This is a genomic window from uncultured Roseobacter sp. (genome assembly GCF_947501835.1).
In the GTDB taxonomy this organism is placed as follows: domain Bacteria; phylum Pseudomonadota; class Alphaproteobacteria; order Rhodobacterales; family Rhodobacteraceae; genus Roseobacter.
In genome coordinates this window covers 94,556-112,873 of the sequence record NZ_CANMXR010000010.1, presented here as the reverse complement: position 1 = coordinate 112,873, position 18,318 = coordinate 94,556, and the positions used below count along the sequence as shown (strand labels likewise).

The window sequence follows — 18,318 nt, the reverse complement described above, 5'->3', positions numbered from 1 at the left end:
CCACATGCAACAGGTCGCATGCAGGGTCAAAAACTGCGCCCCCTTTAGCACAAGCGGCCTGAATGGCAAACGCATTGTGCACACTCTTTGCGGGAGGCGCAAATCTGACCTACAACATGGCCATACCGCCGTTCACATGCAAGGTGGTACCGGTAACATAGCCCGCCTCGGGGCTTGCGAGATAGAGCACGGCGCTGCTGATTTCTGATGGTGTCCCCATCCGCCCGGCGGGAATTTGCCCCATGATTCCAGACTTTTGGTCATCGGTCAGCTTGTCGGTCATCGCCGTCTCGATAAAGCCCGGTGCGACCGCATTTACCGTGATCCCGCGGCTTGCGACCTCATAGGCCAGGCTTTTGGACATGCCGACCATACCGGCCTTGGAGGCGGCATAATTAGCCTGACCGGGATTGCCGGTTGCCCCAACCACCGAAGAGATATTCACAATCCGGCCCCAGCGCGCCTTCATCATGCCGCGCATCACGCCCTTGCAGAGCTTGAACGTCGCGGTGAGGTTCACGTCGAGCACCGATTGCCATTCGTCATCCGACATCCGCATAAACAGATTGTCCCGCGTGATCCCGGCGTTGTTGACCAGAATATCCACGGACCCCATGGCCTCTGCCGCCTGCTTCGGCAACACGTCCACGGCGGCCATATCGCTGAGATTGCAGGGCAGCACATGCGCCCGCTCCCCCAGTTCGGCGGCCAGAGCCTGCAGCGGATCAACCCGCGTGCCCGACAGGCCCACCGTTGCACCGCTTGCGTGCAATTGCCGGGCAATCTCTGCCCCGATCCCACCTGATGCGCCGGTGACCAGCGCGTTTTTCTGCGTCAAATCAAACATGATTGCCCCTTTATCCTGCCAAGGCCGCCTGGATGTCCTCCGGCGTGCCGATGTTGCGTGTGCCAGCCTCTCTGGCGATGCGGCGGATCATGCCGCTCAGCGCCTTGCCTGCGCCAATTTCCCAAAATTCGGTGACGCCCTCAGCCGCCATCCATTCCACCGATGTCTTCCACCGCACCCGGCCCGTGACCTGATCCACCAGCAGCGACCGGATTTCCGCAGGGTCCCTGACAGCAGCGGCCACGACATTGGCCACCAGCGGTACTTTCGGCGCGTTCAACGTCACCTGCTCCAGCGCCTCGGCCATCTCGACGGCAGCAGGTTGCATCAAGGCGCAGTGAAAGGGCGCGGACACCGGCAGCATCAGCGCCCGTTTGGCACCGGCTTCCTTGGCCAGCACGGTCGCGCGTTCGACCGCCGCCTTATGGCCGGAGACGACATTCTGCGCCGGATCGTTTTCATTGGCGATCTGACAGACCTCGCCTTCCGCCGCGCGTGTCGCGACATCCGCCGCCGCCGTCGCATCCAGTCCGAGAATGGCGGCCATCGCCCCTTCTCCCACCGGCACCGCCTGCTGCATGGCGCGCCCCCGGATCCGCAGGAGCCGCGCCGCATCCGCCACGGAAAATGCACCTGCTGCCGCCAGGGCAGAATATTCGCCCAGCGAATGACCCGCGACGAAATCCACGCGGTCCAGTCCGATGCCTTCCGCCTCCAGACTGCGCACCGCCGCCATCGATGTCGCCATCAAGGCAGGCTGCGCGTTTTCCGTCAGGGTCAGCGTTTCAATATCACCCTCCCAGATCAGATCGCTGAGCTTTTCGCCCAAGGCGTCATCCACCTCGTCAAAAACCGCCCGCGCCGCCGGATAGGCCTCGGCCAGCGCCTTGCCCATGCCGATGGTCTGCGCCCCCTGACCCGGAAAAACAAATGCGATGCTCATGAAATCGCCTCCCCTCTCGTTTGTTCTCCCCGGCTTAGCCTGACCGCGCAGGCGAGGCAACGGCCCAAAATCCAAATCGCGAAAGCGCAAACAAGCAGGCCGGTTTGCGCCTGCGCGCAAAGACTGTGCATCAGCGGTCATTGCCGTAACGTTTGAAGCACCTACTCTTGAACCGACGCATAAATACCGGAAACACCCGATGTCCCTAACCAATACCGCCACGCACTACGGTGCGGTCACCAAGACGTTTCACTGGTTGACTGCGCTTTTGATCCTGACGCTGATCCCGCTGGGCATCTATGCCAACGGCCTGCCCTTCGACACCTCCGAGCAGCTTGCGCAGAAGGCACGGCTTTTCTCCTTACACAAGACACTTGGCGTTACGGTTTTCTTTGTGGCCCTGGCGCGCATCCTCTGGGCGCTCAGCCAGCCAAAACCGGGGCTGTTACATGCGGACCGCAAAATCGAAAGCCTCGCCGCCGAAACCGTGCACTGGCTGCTTTACGGCTCCTTGCTGCTGGTGCCCCTGTCGGGCTGGGTACATCACGCGGCCACGGACGGGTTTGCGCCGATCTGGTGGCCGCTGGGGCAAAACCTACCGTTTGTGCCCAAATCGGAAAGCCTTGCGGCCACGGCTGCCGGGTTGCATATCGTGTTTGAACGGGTGCTGGTGGCCTCCATCTTTCTGCATTTCGCGGGTGCCCTGAAACACCACATCATCGACAAGGACGCGACCCTGCGCAGAATGCTGCCCGGCACGCCTGCGGTTGCGGATACGGGCGGCGGGCACCGCGTGGCGGCCCCTTTGATCTCCGCGCTTGTGATCTGGGCCGGGGCGCTTTTTGTCGGCAGTACGCTGGACATCTATGCCAAACATGACGCCGTGGCCCCCGTCGCAGCACTGGAAGACGTGCAATCGGATTGGACGGTGCAGGACGGGGAGCTTTCCATCACCGTGCAGCAACTTGGCTCAGACGTCCGCGGCAGTTTTGCCGATTGGACCGCCGCCATCAGCTTTGATGAGACTGTCACGACGGGTACGGCGGGCACGGTGGATGTGACCATCTCCATCGGCTCCCTGACCCTCGGCTCCGTCACCAGCCAGGCGCTTGGCGCGGATTTTTTCAACGCGGAAAACTTCCCCACCGCGCAGTTCACCGCCGACATCATCAACACTGAGGCGGGCTATCAGGCGGAAGGCACGCTTACGATCAAGGACAAGAGCATGCCCGTGACCCTGCCTTTCACGCTGGAGGTGGCCGAAGGTGTTGCAACCATGATCGGCAGCACACAATTGGACCGACGCAATTACGCCATTGGTGACAATCAAAAGGACGAAGCGACGCTTGGGTTTACCGTTGCGGTGGACGTGTCACTGACCGCCCAGCAATCGCAGTGACGCCCTGGTTGTAACCACAAGAAAAAAGCCGCGCTGGGATGGCGCGGCTTTTCCATGTCGAAAGAGGGGGGCGTTATTCTGCCTTCATCGCCTCGACAGAGATCACAATCTCAACCTCATCGCTGACGAATGGGGCAAAGGCACCCAGCTCGAAATCTGACCGCAACACGGTTGTTGTTGCGTCAAATCCTGCCCAGGGCTTGCCCGCTTGCGGGTGATCGCCGGTCTGATTCAGCTTGGCATCCAGAACAACGGGTTTGGTGATGTCATTCATGGTCAAGTCACCGGTAATCAGCGCCGTGCCCTCACCCGTGACTTCGATTGCGGTGGAGGAGAAGGTAATCATGTCGCCCTCTTCCGCGCCAAAGAAATCGCCAGACATGAAATGCCCGTCGCGCTTCTCCCACCCGGTGAACATGCTCATCACCGGCATCGATACGCTCACCGATGAGGCCGCAGGATCTGTCTGATCGAACATGATCTCGCCCTCAAAGCCGGAGAACATGCCGTAGGTGGTGGAAAAACCCAGGTGGTTATAGCTGAACAAGACCTGGCTGTGGCTGGCATCCAGCACGTATTTTTCCGCAGCGGCAGACGCCATGCCCGCGGTTGCAGTCAAAGCAGCGGCAAGAAGAAGTGATTTCATTGAGGTGACCTCCAGTTGTAAAACATGCAGGTAATGTGGGGTTGTTCTGCCGCTTAGCAATTCCGCAGGCGCAAACAAGTGATGCGCGCTGATGAACAGCGCGCAATTTCGCCGATGCAAAGTGGTGGATCAGAGTTTACCGGCAACCCGCAGGGCGGTGACGAGGCTGCGGTGGGCGACGCGGTCGCTTGCGGCCACTTCGGCGAGCAGCGCGTCGTTCTTGCCCCAGAGTTTCACATAGGTCCCGCTGTTTTCAACGCGTGTGAGGTTTTTGAAGCTGCAGCGATCCAGAACGAAGCGGTCCTTGCCACGGGTCCGCACCAGACGCACCTCATGGCGGATGGTGTCCACTTCCACCTTCGGGGGCGCGGGCCGCGCAAAGCCCTGCAGCAACGCAATGCCCATCATCCCGCCCACGGCAGAGGCCAGCAGTTTGAAAAGCATTAGCTCATGGTCCCAGCTGGCACCCGGCGCCACCCAAAGGCCAAGGGCCGTCAGGATCAGGGCCACGCCCACCATCCCCTGAACGCCCCGCATGATCATGCGACTGCCATCCAGGGTCCGCACGGGTTGTGGTGCGATCGATTCAAAGCTGACGGGATCAACTGTGCTGGACATGTGCTTTCCTCTCTTGGTTAATGACGAGAGAAACGCCCAATCAAGACGCAAATAAGACGGCTTTCGGGCTCTGTCTGGGCCATTTCGTGGAGGTTACCGGCACAGTTGTCGTTTGCGGGCTGGCCGGCAGCCTTGCGCTGCACGCCAAAGCGTGTATATCGGCGCTTCCTTTTGCAAAACACTTGAACCGCGCAGTCTCTCGTGGCGGGGCCGCAAAAGGAGTAACGGCCTCACCTTTGAAATGCGCCTTGATATAAATGAGGAAGCTACATGCCTAAATATGAGCATGTTATGATCGCGCGTCAGGATCTGTCCAACACGCAAGCCGAAGGGCTGATCGAACATTTCGGCGCCGTCCTGTCTGACAACGGTGGCGCACTCGTGGATCACGAGTACTGGGGCGTCAAGACGATGGCCTATAAGATCAACAAGAACCGCAAGGGCCACTATGCCTTCCTGCGCTCGGATGCTCCGGCACCGGCCGTGCAGGAAATGGAGCGCCTGATGCGCCTGCATGACGACGTGATGCGCGTGCTGACCATCAAGGTCGATGAGCACGCGGAATTGCCTTCCGTGCAGATGCAGAAACGCGACGAACGCGACCGTGGCGAACGCCGCGAACGCCGCTGACCCGCTTTAGGACAAGGACATAAATCATGGCCGCTAAACCATTTTTCCGCCGTCGCAAGGTCTGCCCCTTCTCGGGCGACAACGCGCCGAAGATCGACTACAAAGACACCCGTCTGCTGCAGCGCTACATCTCTGAGCGTGGCAAGATCGTACCGTCCCGTATCACCGCAGTCTCCGCCAAGAAGCAACGCGAACTGGCCCGTGCCATCAAACGCGCCCGCTTCCTCGCCCTGCTGCCCTACGCTGTGAAGTAAGGAGAACACCATGCAAGTTATCCTTCTCGAACGCGTCGCAAAACTGGGTCAGATGGGCGAAGTCGTCGATGTGAAACCCGGCTACGCGCGCAACTTCCTGCTGCCGCAGGGCAAGGCACTCAGTGCTTCGAAGTCCAACATCGAAGCTTTTGAGCAGCAAAAAGCGCAGCTCGAAGCCCGCAACCTGGAAACCAAGAAAGAAGCGGAATCGCTGGCAGAGAAACTCGACGGACAGCAGTTCATCGTGATTCGCTCTGCTTCCGACTCCGGTGCGCTCTACGGCTCCGTGACCACCCGCGACGCGGCAGATGCTGCAACCGAGGCTGGTTTCTCCGTGGACCGCAAGCAGGTGGTTCTGGCGCCGATCAAAGAACTGGGTCTGCATTCCGTGCAAATCGTTTTGCACCCGGAAGTCGACGCCACCATCGAGCTGAACGTGGCCCGCTCGACCGAAGAGGCCGAGCTGCAAGCTGCTGGTAAATCCATTCAGGAACTGGCAGCCGAAGAAGAAGCCGCCGCAGAATTCGAAATCGCGGAACTCTTCGAAGACATCGGTGCTGCAACTTCCGATGATGAAGAGCTGGCCGAAGCCGTGGCCGAGCCCACGGAAGAAGCTTCCGGCGATCAGGAAGATACGGCCGGCAAAGCCTGATCTTTACGATCAAAGAAATGGAAATGGCCGGTTGCATCAGCGCCCGGCCGTTTTTCTTTGCGATAACCCTTGCGCGGTTTGGAACAACGCCGGGGCTCAGGACAGACCCGGTGTCCCGCAATCCGCTGCATCCAGTTCCAGAACAGGATCGTTGGGTCCGCATTCTTCACCGGTGATCGGGTAGGTTTCCGGCTCCGTGCATCCCAGAAGGGCCAGGGATGCAGTCAAAAACGCCATGTGTATCAGTTTCATATTCTTGCCTTTGTACGTGTCGATACCCGCTCCATAGACACTCGCAAATGATCTCGACTTGACGCAGGTCAATTACGGTGCGTACGACGTCGGGTCACCTGTTTTCACCGACCACCACGCCCCCTTTCGCGCAGGGCGCTGGCGCGCAAATCATCCGCAAAAGCCAGCAAACCGGTCGACCTCACGTCAGACCGCAGGCGGCTTGTCGCGCATGTCTCTCTCCTCCCTTGTGGTCCTCCCGCCAGCGGTCAATATCCGCCGAAAAGACAGAAGGTCACCCGCCGTGCAGACACGCCGCCATTTCATTACCACCGCCGCCGCGCTCATGCTCACGGCCTGTGGCGCACGCGAGCCCGCAGAGTTCAATCCCCCGCTTTACCCGAATGAAACGCCGGAACTGCGCCGTCTGATCAATGAATACGCTGACTTTTACGACCTCCCGCGCTCGCTGGTGCACAAGCTGGCGATCCGCGAAAGCACCCACCGCCCCTGGGCGCGCAATGGTCCCTATTACGGGCTGCTGCAAATCCTGCCTGAAACCGCGCGCACCATGGGGTTTCGCGGCAGACCGGACGACCTGCTGGATGCGGAAACCAACCTGAAATACGCGCTGAAATACCTGCGCGGCGCCTGGCTTTTGTCGAATGGCAATCAGGACACCGCCATCATGTGGTACGCCCGTGGGTATTTTTACGAGGCCAAACGGCGCGGCATGCTGGTTGAAACCGGTCTGCGCCCTGCGGGATAACCTCAACCCCGGCGGGAATTTCGACTTGACGGACCGAAGCGTGCGGGATCATCGTGGATGTCATGAAGCTGTGATCCCTGCGCGGCATCGTCCACACCACTGATACCATAAGGATATTCGCCATGACCCTGCGTCTTTCACGTCGTTCATTCATCGCTGGCAGCGCCGGCTTGCTGGCGGTGCACCCCTTCTCCGCCCATGCCAGCGCCGGTCAGGCACACCTGCGGCTGATGGAAACGACGGATCTGCATGTGCATGTGTTTCCCTATGATTATTACGCGGACAAACCGCGCGACACCGTGGGGCTGGCGCGCACCGCTTCGATCATTGGCGACATCCGCGCGGAGGCGACGAACGCGCTGCTGCTCGACAATGGTGATTTCCTGCAGGGCAATCCGATGGGCGACTACATCGCCTATGAGCGGGGCATGAAGGAGGGCGACATGCATCCGGTGATCGCCGCGATGAACGCCGTGGGCTTTGACGCCTCCACGCTGGGCAATCATGAATTCAACTATGGCCTTGATTTCCTGATGAAATCACTGGCCGGTGCAGATTTCCCCGTGGTCTCGGCCAATGTCGTCAAGGAAAGGGGCGGCACGCCGACTGCGGATACAACGCTGATCAAACCCTACACCATCATCGAACGCAGCCTGACGGATGGTGCCGGTGAAACCCACCCGATAAAGATTGGCCTCATCGGCTTTGTGCCACCGCAGATCATGAACTGGGACCGGCGTCATCTGGAAGGTAACGTGCAGACCCGCGACATTCTGGAAGCCGCGCGCGCCTATGTGCCCCAGATGAAGGAAGAAGGGGCGGAGATCATCATCGCCCTGTCCCACTCCGGGATCGGATCGGCGGATGAGAGCGAGATGATGGAAAACGCTTCCGTGCCCTTGGCCGCCGTGCCGGGGATCGACGCGATCCTCACCGGGCACAGCCATCTGGTTTTCCCCTCCGCGACCTATCAGGACTACGCCGCGGTCGATGCCGAGGCCGGAACGATCCACGGCAAACCGGCGACGATGGGCGGGTTCTGGGGCAGCCACCTGGGTCTGGTCGATCTGATGTTGGAGCGCGACGGCGGCAGCTGGCGCATCGCCGGGCATACCTCCGAAGCACGTCCAATCTCCAAACGCAACGAGGACCGCTCGATCACCGCACTGGTGGAGAGTGATCCAACAGTTCTGGACAGCGTGCAGCAGGCCCATGACGAAACCCTCGCTTACGTGCGCCGCGCGGTTGGGAAAACCGATGCCAACCTGCACAGCTATTTTGCTTTGGTAGCAGATGACCCATCGGTGCAAATCGTCTCGAACGCGCAAACCTGGTACATTAAAGAAATGCTGCAAGGCACTGAATACGAAACGCTTCCGGTTCTATCAGCTGCCGCACCCTTCAAGGCAGGTGGCCGAGGTGGCCCGGAATACTACACAGATGTGCCGAAGGGCGATGTGGCGATCAAGAACGTCTCCGACCTCTACCTCTATCCCAATACCGCGCGGGCGGTTCTGGTCACGGGCGCAGAGGTCAAGGACTGGCTGGAGCGTTCCGCAGGCATGTTCAATCAGGTGACCCCCGGCGAGGCGGATCAGCCGTTGATCAACGATGACTTCCCCTCCTACAACTTCGACGTGATGGACGGGGTGACCTATCAGATCGACCTCAGCCAGCCGTCAAAGTTTGACCCCAAGGGGGTGCTGATCAACCCGGATGCCAATCGGATTGTCGATCTGCAATTTGAAGGTCAACCGGTTGATCCCGATCAGAAATTCATCATCGCGACAAACAATTACCGGGCCAGCGGCGGCGGTGATTTCCCCGGCGCCAAGGGTGACAGCATCGTCTTTGAGGGCCCGGACACAAACCGTGACGTGATCGTGCGCTACATCGTGGAGAACGGCACCATCAGCCCCAAGGCCGACGCAAACTGGACCTTCAAACCGCTCGATGGCGCCTCGGTGCTCTTCGACACGGGGCCCAAGGCCGAAGACTATGTCGATGAGGTCAAAGGCGTCACCGTCGCCCCCGCGGGCGAAGGTGACGATGGGTTTGCACGGTTCCGCATCCAGCTCTGATATCCGCCCATTAAAAAAGGGCCGCAGCAGAGATGTACGGCCCGTTTTCTATTCTATAAGAAGGCGCGTTACTCTTCTTCAAGCGCCTCAACGGCTTTTTGCAGATCGTCCTTGGAAACCTCTTTTTCCTTGATGGTCGCCTGTTCAAACACATGATCCACCACTTTGTCTTCGAACAAAGGTGCGCGCATCTGCTGCTGCATCTGCTGATTTTGCTGAACAAATTCAAAGAACTGGCGTTCCTGACCCGGGTACTGACGCGCCTGGTTCATGATCGCCTGGGTCATTTCCGCATCTGTCACTTCAACCTCGGCTTTCTGACCGATCTCGGCCAGCAACAGCCCCAGCCGCACGCGACGCGTCGCCAGCTTGGTGTGCTCCTCGGTGGTCTCGATCTCGGGGTGATCGTGGCCTTCCACATCCGGATTGTCCTCATGCCACAGCTGATGCGCGATCTGCTTGGCTTCCGCCTCCACCAGCGAGGGCGGCAGGTCGAAATCAACAAGGCCATCAAGCGAGTCCAGCAGGCTGCGTTTCATCACCGCGCGGGCTGCCCCGGCGTATTCCGCTTCCAACCGCTCGGAGATTTGCGTCTTCAACCCGGCCAGATCTTCAGCACCGAATTTTGTGGCCAGATCATCGTTGATCTCAGCGGCTACCGGCTCTTTGACTTCCTTGATGGTGCAGTCAAACACAGCTTCCTTGCCCGCCAGGTTTTCGGCCTGATAGTCCTCCGGGAAGGAAACCGTTACGGCCTTTTCCTCACCGGCTTTCACGCCAACAAGCTGCTCCTCGAACCCGGGGATAAAGGAGTTTGAGCCCAACACCAGTGGATAATCCTCTGCGGCACCGCCGTCAAAGGCTTCGCCGCCCACCTTGCCGAGGAAATCCATGACAACCTGATCGCCGTCCTTGGCCTTGGAGCCTTTCTTGCGCGCTTTGAAATCCTGCGCGGTTTCCGCCAGATTGCCCAGGGCTTCTTCGACCGCCGCGTCCTCGGCTTTCACCACCAGCTTTTCCAGCTTGATCTTGCTGTAATCGACCTCGGGAATTTCGGGCAGCGCTTCGTAGGACATCGAAACTTCGACGTCATCGCCCTCTTTCCAATCTTCGTTGGTCATCTTGACTTCTGGCTGCAATGCCGGGCGATCACCAGATTCCTCAAAGTGATTGCTCATCGCGCCATCAATGCTTTCCTGCATCGCCTCGCCCATGACCTTCTGACCAAACTGCTTTTTCAGCAGCGCCATCGGCACCTTGCCCTTGCGGAAGCCCTTCATCTCGACTTCGGGCTGCGCTTCGGCCAGTTTTTCATTAACCTTGGCGTCCAGCTCCGCGGCAGTGACCGTGATGGCATAGCCGCGTTTCAGACCTTCGTTCAGCGTCTCGGTGACCTGCATGTGTGCTCCATGTAAATAAGGCGCGCCGGGCGGGCGCGTGCGTAAATTTCCGCTCTTCTATTTTGCCAGCGACAAAGGTGCAAGAGGCGTTGTCCCGCACGTCAATGCGCCCTGCGCAAACGGCGATTGAAGTGGTGCGGGTGAAGGGACTTGAACCCCCACGCCTTGCGGCGCCAGAACCTAAATCTGGTGCGTCTACCAATTCCGCCACACCCGCACGAGACCGGGGATGACCCGCGGCTCGCGCGGTCCTTAGCAAACCATTGCGCGCAGCGCGAGTGCAAATTTATCGAAGACATTAAGACAACGTTATATTAAATCGTGCAGACCTTGAGGCAGGTTGAATAAGGAAGAACGCCCATGAAGCCGAAAACGGCCGGGCGCACGAGTGGTAACATCCCCCCAACGGGCCGTTCGGCACAACCGAACATGTCCGGTGTGGGACTGGTATCCGGCGCGCGCATCTTAACACTGAGGGGTGAGCAGCCCGTTGAAACCTTGCGGGCGGGCGATCGCGTCATTGCGCGGGGTGGCGGGGCGGTGCCCCTTACCGGCATCGATGTCGTCAGCATGGTGACCCATGTCGTCTACATCATCGCCGGATCAATCGGGCACAGCCGGCCGGACTGCGATACCCTGCTGACCGCGGATCAGACGGTTCTGATCCGGGATTGGCGTGCAATGGCTTTCTATGGTGCCCCGCAAGCCCTTGTTCCGGCTCGCCGGCTGATCGACGGTGAATTTATCCGCAATCTGGGGCAACAGGCTGTCACCCTCTACCGGCTTCACTGTGCGGCCCCTCAGGTGGTCTTTGCCGATGGTCTGGAATTGGGTACGGCCAACAGCTTTGCCCAGGAGATGCGACACCACACGGCCTAAAGCCCCAGGGACCGGAACACTTTTGGCAGCACTTCGGGCAGATCCTCGGCGATCAGCCCCGGCCCGAAGGCGCGCGCGCAGGCGGTGTGCAGTTTTGTCCCGGTTGCGGCGGCCTCCAGTGGCGGCAGCCCTCTGGCCAGCAACCCGCAGATAAACCCGGCCAGAACATCGCCCGACCCCGCCGTGGCCAGCCAGGCGGCCCCCTCCTCCGGCGCATTCACGATGCAGCGGCCCCCGGGGTCCGCCATCACCGTATCCGCCCCCTTGAACAGCACGACACAGCCCGCCCGTTCCGCTGCCGCCCGCGTCGCGTCGATTTTGGAATAGGCCGGTCCGTGGGTGGGAGCGGCTGCCAGCCTCTCGGCAATATCCGGAAAGAGGCGGCTGAATTCCCCCCCATGCGGGGTCAGCACGCAGCCTGGGTGCAGATCGGCAAACATTTCAGGCTCTTCCGCCAGAAGCGTCAGGGCATCAGCGTCCAGAACGGTTGCGCGGCGCAACGCGAGCGTGGTTCTGATCAACTCGGCAGCGACAGCGTCCTTGCCCAGAGCCGGGCCAAGGCAAAACGCATTGGCGCGCGCATCCTCGGCAAACCGGGCGCGCAATGCGCTCGCCCCCTCAATCGGAACCACCATGACGGCGGTCGACTGCGCCGCAACCTCCGAAAGCGCATCAGGTCGCGTGGCCAGGCTCACCAATCCCGCCCCAATGCGCAACGCCCCACGTGCGGCCAAGCGCGCAGCACCCGTGTGCGCCGCCGGGCCGCTGATCACCACCGCGTGGCCATAGTCATATTTGTGCCGCCCGCCGTCCTTTGCCAAGACTGCCGGGTCTGGCAGGGCATTTCGGGAAATGCCCGTGAAATCCCCATGCGCGCTTTGGAACGGCGGCAGGCCAATGTCCTTGACCACCACGTTTTTGGAACAGCTGGTCGCGCCTTCCGCCAGCAGATGGCCTGGTTTCTCGCTGTGAAAGGTCACCGTGAGGTCCGCCCGCACGGAGGCCCCGAGCGGGCGACCGCTGTCCGCGCATAGGCCGGACGGAATATCCACCGCGACGACCCGAGCCCTATCGCGCGGCGCAGGTGCATTGACGTAACGCTCGATCACCGCGGCAAGAGGGGGATCCAACGGGCGGGTCAACCCGGTCCCAAAAAGCGCGTCGATAATGAGATCGGGCGCCACCTTTGGATCGAACTCGACCTGATCCAGCGGTCGCACCGGCTCCAAATCGATCCAGCGGAGAGCGTTGGCCTTTGCATCCGGCGGCAGATTTTCGGGGCTGCCAAGGGCGAAAACCTGCACGTTCCAGCCGCGTTTTTGCAAGAGGCGCGCGACCACATAGCCATCGCCGCCATTGTTGCCCGGCCCGCACAGCACCACCGCACGATGCCCGCCGGATTCCAACTCCGGCCAGCTTCCAAAAACCGCCTCAACCACCCCCTGACCGGCCTTCTCCATCAGTTCCAAACCCGTCACAGCACCCGACTCAATCGCCGCTTTTTCATGGGCGCGCATCTCGGCGCTGGTCAGAACTTCGTTCATTTTTGGCCCTCACGATTCACTTTCGCCTATTTTTTGTGCGACATGCCCTCTAAATAAGCGCGTCCATGCCAAAGCCACATGGGATGTGACCCAGTTTACGCCTATCGATGGACCGCTCCAGCCCGAAATGATCTGAAACCTTCTGAAACACGCCAAGGGAGGCTCCAATGAAAAAGATCGAAGCGGTTATCAAACCGTTCAAACTCGACGAGGTCAAAGAGGCTTTGCAAGAGGTCGGGGTTCAGGGTCTTTCCGTGATCGAAGTGAAGGGGTTTGGCCGCCAGAAAGGTCATACGGAGCTCTACCGGGGCGCTGAATACGTCGTGGATTTCCTGCCCAAGGTAAAGATCGAGATCGTACTGGACGATGACATGGTCGATGCAGCAATTGACGCCATCGTCGGCGCTGCGAAAACCGAGAAAATCGGGGATGGCAAGATTTTCGTCACCCCTGTCGAGCAATCGATCCGCATCCGGACCGGCGAAACCGGATCAGACGCGCTCTGATCCGCGCCCACACACCATTATCATTCCAACAACAAGGGATACACGAGAATGAGCCAAGAATTGCTGAAGATGATCAAGGATGAGGACGTGGAATACGTCGACATCCGCTTCACGGACCCGCGCGGGAAACTGCAGCACGTGACCGTGATGTCTGATCAGGTGGACGAGGATTTCCTCGAAGAAGGGTTCATGTTCGATGGTTCCTCCATTGAGGGTTGGAAATCCATCGAAGCCTCCGACATGAAACTGATGCCCGACACCGATAGCGCCTACGTCGATCCGTTCTACGCAGAGAAAACCGTGTGTCTGCACTGCTCCGTCGTGGAGCCGGACACCGGCGAAGCCTACGAGCGCGACCCGCGTGGCACCGCCCAAAAGGCTGAAGAATACCTGAAGTCCACGGGCATCGGTGATGTGGCCTATATGGGCCCGGAAGCAGAATTCTTCCTGTTTGATAACGTGCGCTATTCCAACACGATCAACAAAGTGTCCTACGAAGTGGACGCGGTTGATGGCTCCTGGAACACCGACACCGATTACGAGATGGGCAACATGGGTCACCGCCCGGGGGTCAAAGGCGGCTATTTCCCAGTGAACCCGATCGACGAATCCCAGGACCTGCGCTCCGAGATGCTCTCGACCATGAAACGTTTGGGCATGAAAGTAGACAAGCACCACCACGAGGTGGCGTCCTGTCAGCACGAGCTGGGTCTGATCTTCTCCTCGCTGACCAAACAGGCGGATGAGCTGCAGAAGTATAAATACGTGATCCACAATGTGGCCCACGCTTATGGCAAATCGGCGACCTTCATGCCGAAGCCCATCGCAGGCGACAACGGCACCGGCATGCACGTGAACATGTCAATCTGGAAAGATGGCAAGCCCGTCTTTGCCGGCGACAAATACGCCGACCTCAGCCAGGAAGCGCTCTACTACATCGGTGGCATTCTCAAGCATGCCAAGACGCTGAACGCCTTCACCAACCCCGGCACCAACAGCTACAAGCGCCTGATCCCGGGCTTTGAAGCGCCGGTGCTGCGCGCCTATTCCGCGCGTAACCGGTCGGGCTGTGTTCGGATCCCATGGACCGAAAGCCCCAAAGCCAAGCGCGTTGAGGCACGTTTTCCGGATCCGTCCGCGAACCCCTATCTCGCATTTGCGGCCCTGTTGATGGCAGGCATCGACGGCATCGAAAACAAGATCGATCCCGGCGAGGCGATGGACAAGAACCTCTATGATCTTCCTGCGGAAGAGCTCGAAGGTATCCCAACCGTCTGTGGTTCGCTGCGCGAGGCGATGGAAGCCCTGACGGCGGACCATGACTTCCTGCTGAAGGGCGACGTCTTCACCAAGGATCAGATCGAAGGCTATATCGACCTGAAAATGGAAGAGATTGAGCAGTACGAACACACGCCGCACCCGGTCGAGTTCGCCATGTACTACAGCTGCTGATCTCTTAAGGCGCTTTTGCGCCTGAGCCGAAATTGACGACACCAAAGGCGCCCTTTGCGGGCGCCTTTTTTTTATTCCGCCTCACGCCGACATCGAACAGTTTGAGATTTCAACTTTTTAGTGCATTATTCGATTTTATTTTATGTATCAATTTTGGAGACGTCCCCATGACGCTGTTTTTCTCGCGCCGCACGTATAATGCTTCCAAGACGAAATTTACCAATAACCCGGCGCAACTCACCCGCTATGTCAGGATCACGGACGGCCCGGACGCCGATGGCACATGGAGCGGTGGCATCATCAGCCAGAAGGATTGGCTCGATCAGGTGCATGCCGAGGCCGAAACAGATGAGGTGACGATCTTTGTCCACGGCTTCAACAACGATCAGTTGGACATGCTGCGCCGTTTCGACAAGATCAAAAACGGACTGCGCGACCAGGGGTATCGTGGTGCGGTTGTCGCCTTTGACTGGCCCAGCGAAGGCAACGTGCTGGCCTATGACAACGACAAGCGGAATGCCAAAGCCACGGCCCAATGCCTGGTCGAAGACGGGATCATTCCGCTTACCACCCGCTCCAACGCGACGAAAATCAATCTGATCGCCCATTCGATGGGGGCCTATCTGACCCTGCGCGCGCTCTCCGATTTCGGCGATGCGGCCAGCCCGGGCTCAGGCGTGTGGAAGCTCAACCAGATCATGTTTGTCTCAGGCGATGCGGATGCCCGGTGGTTTGCGCGCGGGGCCTGGGGGTCTTTGTTGCTCGCGCATCGCAGCAATAGATTTACAAATTATTTCAGCCAGTTGGATCAGGTTCTTAATCTTCCTGCCGTGATCGGAAACGGCCTACAAAAACGCGTTGGCCGCAGCGGGATGCCGCAGGTCATCGACAAGAACCACGTGGATGTCTACAGCCATGAACAATATCTGCAGGATGTCATTCTGCAGGATCGCACGACCGCGTTTTCGCATCAGTGGTGGTTTGACAACGACAAGTTCTACAAGGACGCGGCGTTGACGATCGCCGGGGAGGACGCGCAGCAGATGCCCACACGCCGGCGGATGAACACTTCGGATCTGGCGCTACTCAGCTGAGCGTTTCACCACATAGGTGTGGATGGAAAAGACGACAGCGCCGGTCTGCGGCAACCTGACGAGGCTTTGGCGTTCGGCGCGCTGATACCCAGCCTCCGCCTGCCCCGGCGCAATGCGGCGGGGCTCAGAGGCGGACCGCGGCTGGAACAGTTCCGGATCGTCATACCAGAGCCTGTTGTACCGCCAGAGCGGTCGCCCCACCTGCACCCCGTCAAAGAGCCGCTGCACCCGGCGCGCGATGGCGTCATCATATTCAGCAACCGTGTCATGGATGGCGATCAGCGGCCGCCCGACTTTTTCCCGTAGCCGCCAGCTGGCCGGAAAACACAAGATCGCAGCGGTCAGCACATGGGCATCTCCGCGCTTTTCCATCAGGCAGATGTCCTCCTGCAGGATTTGCCCAAGCGCGACCAGAGGCGCATCGCCCATCAGATCGACCACCGCACCATCAGGGCAACGACACATCTGCCCCGACACCTCGAACCCCAAGGGTGGCAGATGCTTCAGCGCTTCCGACAACACCTCGCGCGCGGCATCGGCGGCGGTTGGGTCTTGCCAATAGACATCGGCGCGCCGGGTTTCGATCAAACGCCGCCGGTGCGCCATTTGTGCGGCATAGGCCTCATCCACCCGCAACCAGGCCGTCGGATCCAAGGGCTGGACGCCCGGCAAGGCGCGCGCCTCCACCATATCGCGTGGCATATGATCCTGCAAAATCTCCGTCATGACGGGCATTTAGCCCTCACCGGGGATGTTGTCTTCAAAAAACGACGCTCTGGTGTGTCGCATTCGAGCAAACCTGACGCGGCGATTCCGCACAAGATTTAGGCAAGACAGCGCAGGGAGGCATCGATGAACCAGCATTACCGCGACACACGCAAGATCGATCCGGCGCGCGGGGCGACCCTGGGCGATGGCAGCCCGAACGACATGGACCGCGTGGAGATTGGCCCGACGCAGCTGGCTTTTGCGGAATGGGCCGCTGCCGGGCTGGAGCTGCCCAACCTTGCCGCCATGCGCGCCTATCGGCACGCCCGCCTGACGCAACACATCGTTGATCGCGGCTATGCCGGTCTGCTGATGACCGACCCGCTGAACATCCGCTACGCCACTGACAGCACCAATATGCAGCTGTGGAACACCCACAATCCGTTTCGCGCGGTGCTGCTCTGCGCCGACGGCTACATGGTGATGTGGGATTACAAGAATTCGCCCTTCCTGAGCGAATTCAATCCGCTGGTGCGCGAACAGCGCTCCGGGGCCGATCTGTTCTATTTCGACCGGGGCGACAAGGTCGATGTGGCGGCCGACATCTTTGCCAATGAGGTACGCGTGTTGCTCGCCGAACATGCGCCAGGCCACCGCCGCCTGGCGGTCGACAAGGTCATGCTGCATGGGCTGCGCAGCCTCGAAGCCCAAGGGTTCGAGGTCATGGACGGCGAGGAAGTCACCGAAAAATCCCGCAGCATCAAGGGCCCGGATGAGATCAAGGCGATGCGGTGTTCCTCCCATGCCTGCGAAACCGCCGTGCGCCTGATGGAAGATTTCGCACGCGCCAATGTCGGCGATGGCAAGACCTGCGAGGATGACATCTGGGCCATCCTGCATGCCGAAAACGTCCGACGCGGCGGCGAGTGGATCGAAACTCGGCTGCTGTCGTCCGGCCCCCGCACCAACCCGTGGTTTCAGGAGTGCGGCCCGCGCATCTGCCAGCCCAACGAGATCATCAGCTTCGACACCGATCTGGTGGGTGCTTACGGCATCTGCACCGATATTTCCCGCAGCTGGTGGATTGGCCCCGACCGCCCCCGCCCTGACATGATCTATGCGATGCAGCACGGGGTTGAGCACATCATGACCAACATGCAGATGCTCAAACCCGGCGTGATGATCCCGGAGCTCTCAGCGGGGACGCATGTGCTGGACGCAAAGTTCCAGAAACTGAAATACGGCTGTCTGATGCATGGTGTGGGTCTGTGCGATGAATGGCCCCTCGTTGCCTATCCCGATCACGCGGTCGCGGGCGCCTATGACTACCCGCTGGAGCCGGGCATGTGTCTTTGCGTCGAGGCCCTGGTGTCTGAAGAGGGCGGCGATTTTTCCATCAAACTCGAAGATCAGGTCCTGATCACCGAAGACGGGTTTGAGAACCTGACAACATACCCGTTCGATCCGCGTCTCATGGGGGAATGACGGATCAGGCGCTTCGCTGATTCGCAAAATCGGGCCTGCGACCCGGTGCAACAAAGTTAATTTCCCGCGCGGCGCGAAGACAATTCACCCGCGACGGGAACACTGTTCACGCAAGAGATGAAAGCGGCAGATTTGCACCCGGATCCTGTAAATTCCCCTTTCCTCTCAGACCCCCATCAT

Annotated in this window: 19 protein-coding genes and 1 tRNA gene; 11 read left to right on the top strand and 9 right to left on the bottom strand. The window is 59.8% G+C overall.

Annotated features, from left to right (window positions below; genetic code table 11):
• Positions 1-109: 109 nt before the first annotated feature.
• Both fabG and fabD read right to left on the bottom strand, forming a co-directional pair.
• Positions 110-847, bottom strand: a complete 738-nt coding sequence (gene fabG, locus Q1A20_RS19670) for a 3-oxoacyl-[acyl-carrier-protein] reductase (RefSeq protein WP_299918275.1) — start codon at positions 845-847, stop codon at positions 110-112.
• Between the two features lie 10 nt (positions 848-857).
• The gene (fabD, locus tag Q1A20_RS19665) at positions 858-1,790 is read right to left on the bottom strand and encodes an ACP S-malonyltransferase (RefSeq protein ID WP_299918273.1); all 933 of its coding nucleotides are present in this window, start codon (positions 1,788-1,790) and stop codon (positions 858-860) included.
• 199 nt (positions 1,791-1,989) lie between these two features.
• Between fabD and Q1A20_RS19660 the strand changes: the two genes are divergently transcribed.
• Complete coding sequence (locus tag Q1A20_RS19660) at positions 1,990-3,189, top strand: cytochrome b/b6 domain-containing protein (RefSeq protein ID WP_299918271.1); 1,200 nt, start codon at positions 1,990-1,992, stop codon at positions 3,187-3,189.
• Between the two features lie 73 nt (positions 3,190-3,262).
• Here the strand turns inward: Q1A20_RS19660 and Q1A20_RS19655 are convergent, their stop codons facing one another.
• Together Q1A20_RS19655 and Q1A20_RS19650 are read right to left on the bottom strand one after the other, a co-directional pair.
• A complete protein-coding gene (locus Q1A20_RS19655) occupies positions 3,263-3,835 on the bottom strand; it encodes a YceI family protein (protein ID WP_298971415.1) in 573 nt (190 codons plus the stop codon).
• A gap of 129 nt (positions 3,836-3,964) precedes the next feature.
• Complete coding sequence (locus Q1A20_RS19650; protein WP_298971412.1) at positions 3,965-4,453, bottom strand: hypothetical protein; 489 nt, start codon at positions 4,451-4,453, stop codon at positions 3,965-3,967.
• 270 nt (positions 4,454-4,723) lie between these two features.
• Between Q1A20_RS19650 and rpsF the strand changes: the two genes are divergently transcribed.
• From rpsF to rplI, 3 genes are read left to right on the top strand one after another with little or no spacing between them, the layout of a single operon-like run.
• Positions 4,724-5,083 carry a 30S ribosomal protein S6 gene (gene rpsF / locus Q1A20_RS19645; protein WP_298971409.1) on the top strand — a complete coding sequence of 120 codons (360 nt, stop codon included), beginning with the start codon at positions 4,724-4,726 and terminating at the stop codon, positions 5,081-5,083.
• A gap of 26 nt (positions 5,084-5,109) precedes the next feature.
• Positions 5,110-5,337 carry a 30S ribosomal protein S18 gene (gene rpsR / locus Q1A20_RS19640; RefSeq protein WP_005982441.1) on the top strand — a complete coding sequence of 76 codons (228 nt, stop codon included), beginning with the start codon at positions 5,110-5,112 and terminating at the stop codon, positions 5,335-5,337.
• Between the two features lie 10 nt (positions 5,338-5,347).
• Positions 5,348-5,989 (top strand): 50S ribosomal protein L9, encoded by a 642-nt coding sequence (rplI, locus tag Q1A20_RS19635; RefSeq protein ID WP_299408921.1) that lies wholly within the window; start codon positions 5,348-5,350, stop codon positions 5,987-5,989.
• Positions 5,990-6,085: 96 nt separating this feature from the next.
• Here the strand turns inward: rplI and Q1A20_RS19630 are convergent, their stop codons facing one another.
• The gene (locus tag Q1A20_RS19630; protein ID WP_299408918.1) at positions 6,086-6,241 is read right to left on the bottom strand and encodes a hypothetical protein; all 156 of its coding nucleotides are present in this window, start codon (positions 6,239-6,241) and stop codon (positions 6,086-6,088) included.
• Between the two features lie 325 nt (positions 6,242-6,566).
• Between Q1A20_RS19630 and Q1A20_RS19625 the strand changes: the two genes are divergently transcribed.
• Both Q1A20_RS19625 and Q1A20_RS19620 read left to right on the top strand, forming a co-directional pair.
• Positions 6,567-6,989 carry a lytic transglycosylase domain-containing protein gene (locus tag Q1A20_RS19625; RefSeq protein WP_299918316.1) on the top strand — a complete coding sequence of 141 codons (423 nt, stop codon included), beginning with the start codon at positions 6,567-6,569 and terminating at the stop codon, positions 6,987-6,989.
• Between the two features lie 122 nt (positions 6,990-7,111).
• Complete coding sequence (locus Q1A20_RS19620) at positions 7,112-9,070, top strand: bifunctional 2',3'-cyclic-nucleotide 2'-phosphodiesterase/3'-nucleotidase (protein WP_299918269.1); 1,959 nt, start codon at positions 7,112-7,114, stop codon at positions 9,068-9,070.
• Positions 9,071-9,138: 68 nt separating this feature from the next.
• Here Q1A20_RS19620 and tig read toward each other — a convergent pair whose 3' ends face one another.
• Both tig and Q1A20_RS19610 read right to left on the bottom strand, forming a co-directional pair.
• Complete coding sequence (tig, locus tag Q1A20_RS19615; protein ID WP_299918266.1) at positions 9,139-10,470, bottom strand: trigger factor; 1,332 nt, start codon at positions 10,468-10,470, stop codon at positions 9,139-9,141.
• A gap of 132 nt (positions 10,471-10,602) precedes the next feature.
• Positions 10,603-10,687, bottom strand: a tRNA-Leu gene (locus Q1A20_RS19610).
• A gap of 143 nt (positions 10,688-10,830) precedes the next feature.
• Between Q1A20_RS19610 and Q1A20_RS19605 the strand changes: the two genes are divergently transcribed.
• Complete coding sequence (locus tag Q1A20_RS19605; protein ID WP_299918264.1) at positions 10,831-11,349, top strand: Hint domain-containing protein; 519 nt, start codon at positions 10,831-10,833, stop codon at positions 11,347-11,349.
• Here the strand turns inward: Q1A20_RS19605 and Q1A20_RS19600 are convergent.
• Positions 11,346-12,893 carry an NAD(P)H-hydrate dehydratase gene (locus Q1A20_RS19600; RefSeq protein ID WP_299918262.1) on the bottom strand — a complete coding sequence of 516 codons (1,548 nt, stop codon included), beginning with the start codon at positions 12,891-12,893 and terminating at the stop codon, positions 11,346-11,348. The two genes, Q1A20_RS19605 and Q1A20_RS19600, sit on opposite strands and share 4 nt — an antisense overlap.
• A gap of 167 nt (positions 12,894-13,060) precedes the next feature.
• Here Q1A20_RS19600 and Q1A20_RS19595 point away from each other — a divergent pair, with 167 nt between their 5' ends.
• From Q1A20_RS19595 to Q1A20_RS19585, 3 genes are all read left to right on the top strand, one after another.
• A complete protein-coding gene (locus tag Q1A20_RS19595) occupies positions 13,061-13,399 on the top strand; it encodes a P-II family nitrogen regulator (protein ID WP_263843478.1) in 339 nt (112 codons plus the stop codon).
• A gap of 48 nt (positions 13,400-13,447) precedes the next feature.
• The gene (gene glnA, locus Q1A20_RS19590; RefSeq protein WP_298971390.1) at positions 13,448-14,851 is read left to right on the top strand and encodes a type I glutamate--ammonia ligase; all 1,404 of its coding nucleotides are present in this window, start codon (positions 13,448-13,450) and stop codon (positions 14,849-14,851) included.
• Positions 14,852-15,018: 167 nt separating this feature from the next.
• Entirely contained in the window at positions 15,019-15,945 is a 927-nt protein-coding gene (locus tag Q1A20_RS19585) for an alpha/beta fold hydrolase (RefSeq protein ID WP_299408903.1), read from the top strand.
• Here the strand turns inward: Q1A20_RS19585 and Q1A20_RS19580 are convergent.
• The gene (locus tag Q1A20_RS19580; RefSeq protein ID WP_367180941.1) at positions 15,934-16,680 is read right to left on the bottom strand and encodes a DUF3445 domain-containing protein; all 747 of its coding nucleotides are present in this window, start codon (positions 16,678-16,680) and stop codon (positions 15,934-15,936) included. The genes Q1A20_RS19585 and Q1A20_RS19580 overlap by 12 nt on opposite strands.
• 117 nt (positions 16,681-16,797) lie before the next feature.
• Here Q1A20_RS19580 and dddP point away from each other — a divergent pair, with 117 nt between their 5' ends.
• On the top strand, positions 16,798-18,138 hold the full coding sequence (dddP, locus tag Q1A20_RS19575) for a dimethylsulfonioproprionate lyase DddP (protein ID WP_299918260.1): 1,341 nt from the start codon (positions 16,798-16,800) through the stop codon (positions 18,136-18,138).
• Positions 18,139-18,318: the final 180 nt, after the last annotated feature.

What these genes read in the sequence shown, in the direction of transcription:
- fabG (WP_299918275.1), bottom strand. Translation starts at nt 847, where the DNA reads ATGTTTGATTTGACGCAGAAAAACGCGCTGGTCACCGGCGCATCAGGT.
- fabD (WP_299918273.1), bottom strand. Translation starts at nt 1,790, where the DNA reads ATGAGCATCGCATTTGTTTTTCCGGGTCAGGGGGCGCAGACCATCGGC.
- Q1A20_RS19660 (WP_299918271.1), top strand. Translation starts at nt 1,990, where the DNA reads ATGTCCCTAACCAATACCGCCACGCACTACGGTGCGGTCACCAAGACG.
- Q1A20_RS19655 (WP_298971415.1), bottom strand. Translation starts at nt 3,835, where the DNA reads ATGAAATCACTTCTTCTTGCCGCTGCTTTGACTGCAACCGCGGGCATG.
- Q1A20_RS19650 (WP_298971412.1), bottom strand. Translation starts at nt 4,453, where the DNA reads ATGTCCAGCACAGTTGATCCCGTCAGCTTTGAATCGATCGCACCACAA.
- rpsF (WP_298971409.1), top strand. Translation starts at nt 4,724, where the DNA reads ATGCCTAAATATGAGCATGTTATGATCGCGCGTCAGGATCTGTCCAAC.
- rpsR (WP_005982441.1), top strand. Translation starts at nt 5,110, where the DNA reads ATGGCCGCTAAACCATTTTTCCGCCGTCGCAAGGTCTGCCCCTTCTCG.
- rplI (WP_299408921.1), top strand. Translation starts at nt 5,348, where the DNA reads ATGCAAGTTATCCTTCTCGAACGCGTCGCAAAACTGGGTCAGATGGGC.
- Q1A20_RS19630 (WP_299408918.1), bottom strand. Translation starts at nt 6,241, where the DNA reads ATGAAACTGATACACATGGCGTTTTTGACTGCATCCCTGGCCCTTCTG.
- Q1A20_RS19625 (WP_299918316.1), top strand. Translation starts at nt 6,567, where the DNA reads ATGCTCACGGCCTGTGGCGCACGCGAGCCCGCAGAGTTCAATCCCCCG.
- Q1A20_RS19620 (WP_299918269.1), top strand. Translation starts at nt 7,112, where the DNA reads ATGACCCTGCGTCTTTCACGTCGTTCATTCATCGCTGGCAGCGCCGGC.
- tig (WP_299918266.1), bottom strand. Translation starts at nt 10,470, where the DNA reads ATGCAGGTCACCGAGACGCTGAACGAAGGTCTGAAACGCGGCTATGCC.
- Q1A20_RS19605 (WP_299918264.1), top strand. Translation starts at nt 10,831, where the DNA reads ATGAAGCCGAAAACGGCCGGGCGCACGAGTGGTAACATCCCCCCAACG.
- Q1A20_RS19600 (WP_299918262.1), bottom strand. Translation starts at nt 12,893, where the DNA reads ATGAACGAAGTTCTGACCAGCGCCGAGATGCGCGCCCATGAAAAAGCG.
- Q1A20_RS19595 (WP_263843478.1), top strand. Translation starts at nt 13,061, where the DNA reads ATGAAAAAGATCGAAGCGGTTATCAAACCGTTCAAACTCGACGAGGTC.
- glnA (WP_298971390.1), top strand. Translation starts at nt 13,448, where the DNA reads ATGAGCCAAGAATTGCTGAAGATGATCAAGGATGAGGACGTGGAATAC.
- Q1A20_RS19585 (WP_299408903.1), top strand. Translation starts at nt 15,019, where the DNA reads ATGACGCTGTTTTTCTCGCGCCGCACGTATAATGCTTCCAAGACGAAA.
- Q1A20_RS19580 (WP_367180941.1), bottom strand. Translation starts at nt 16,680, where the DNA reads ATGCCCGTCATGACGGAGATTTTGCAGGATCATATGCCACGCGATATG.
- dddP (WP_299918260.1), top strand. Translation starts at nt 16,798, where the DNA reads ATGAACCAGCATTACCGCGACACACGCAAGATCGATCCGGCGCGCGGG.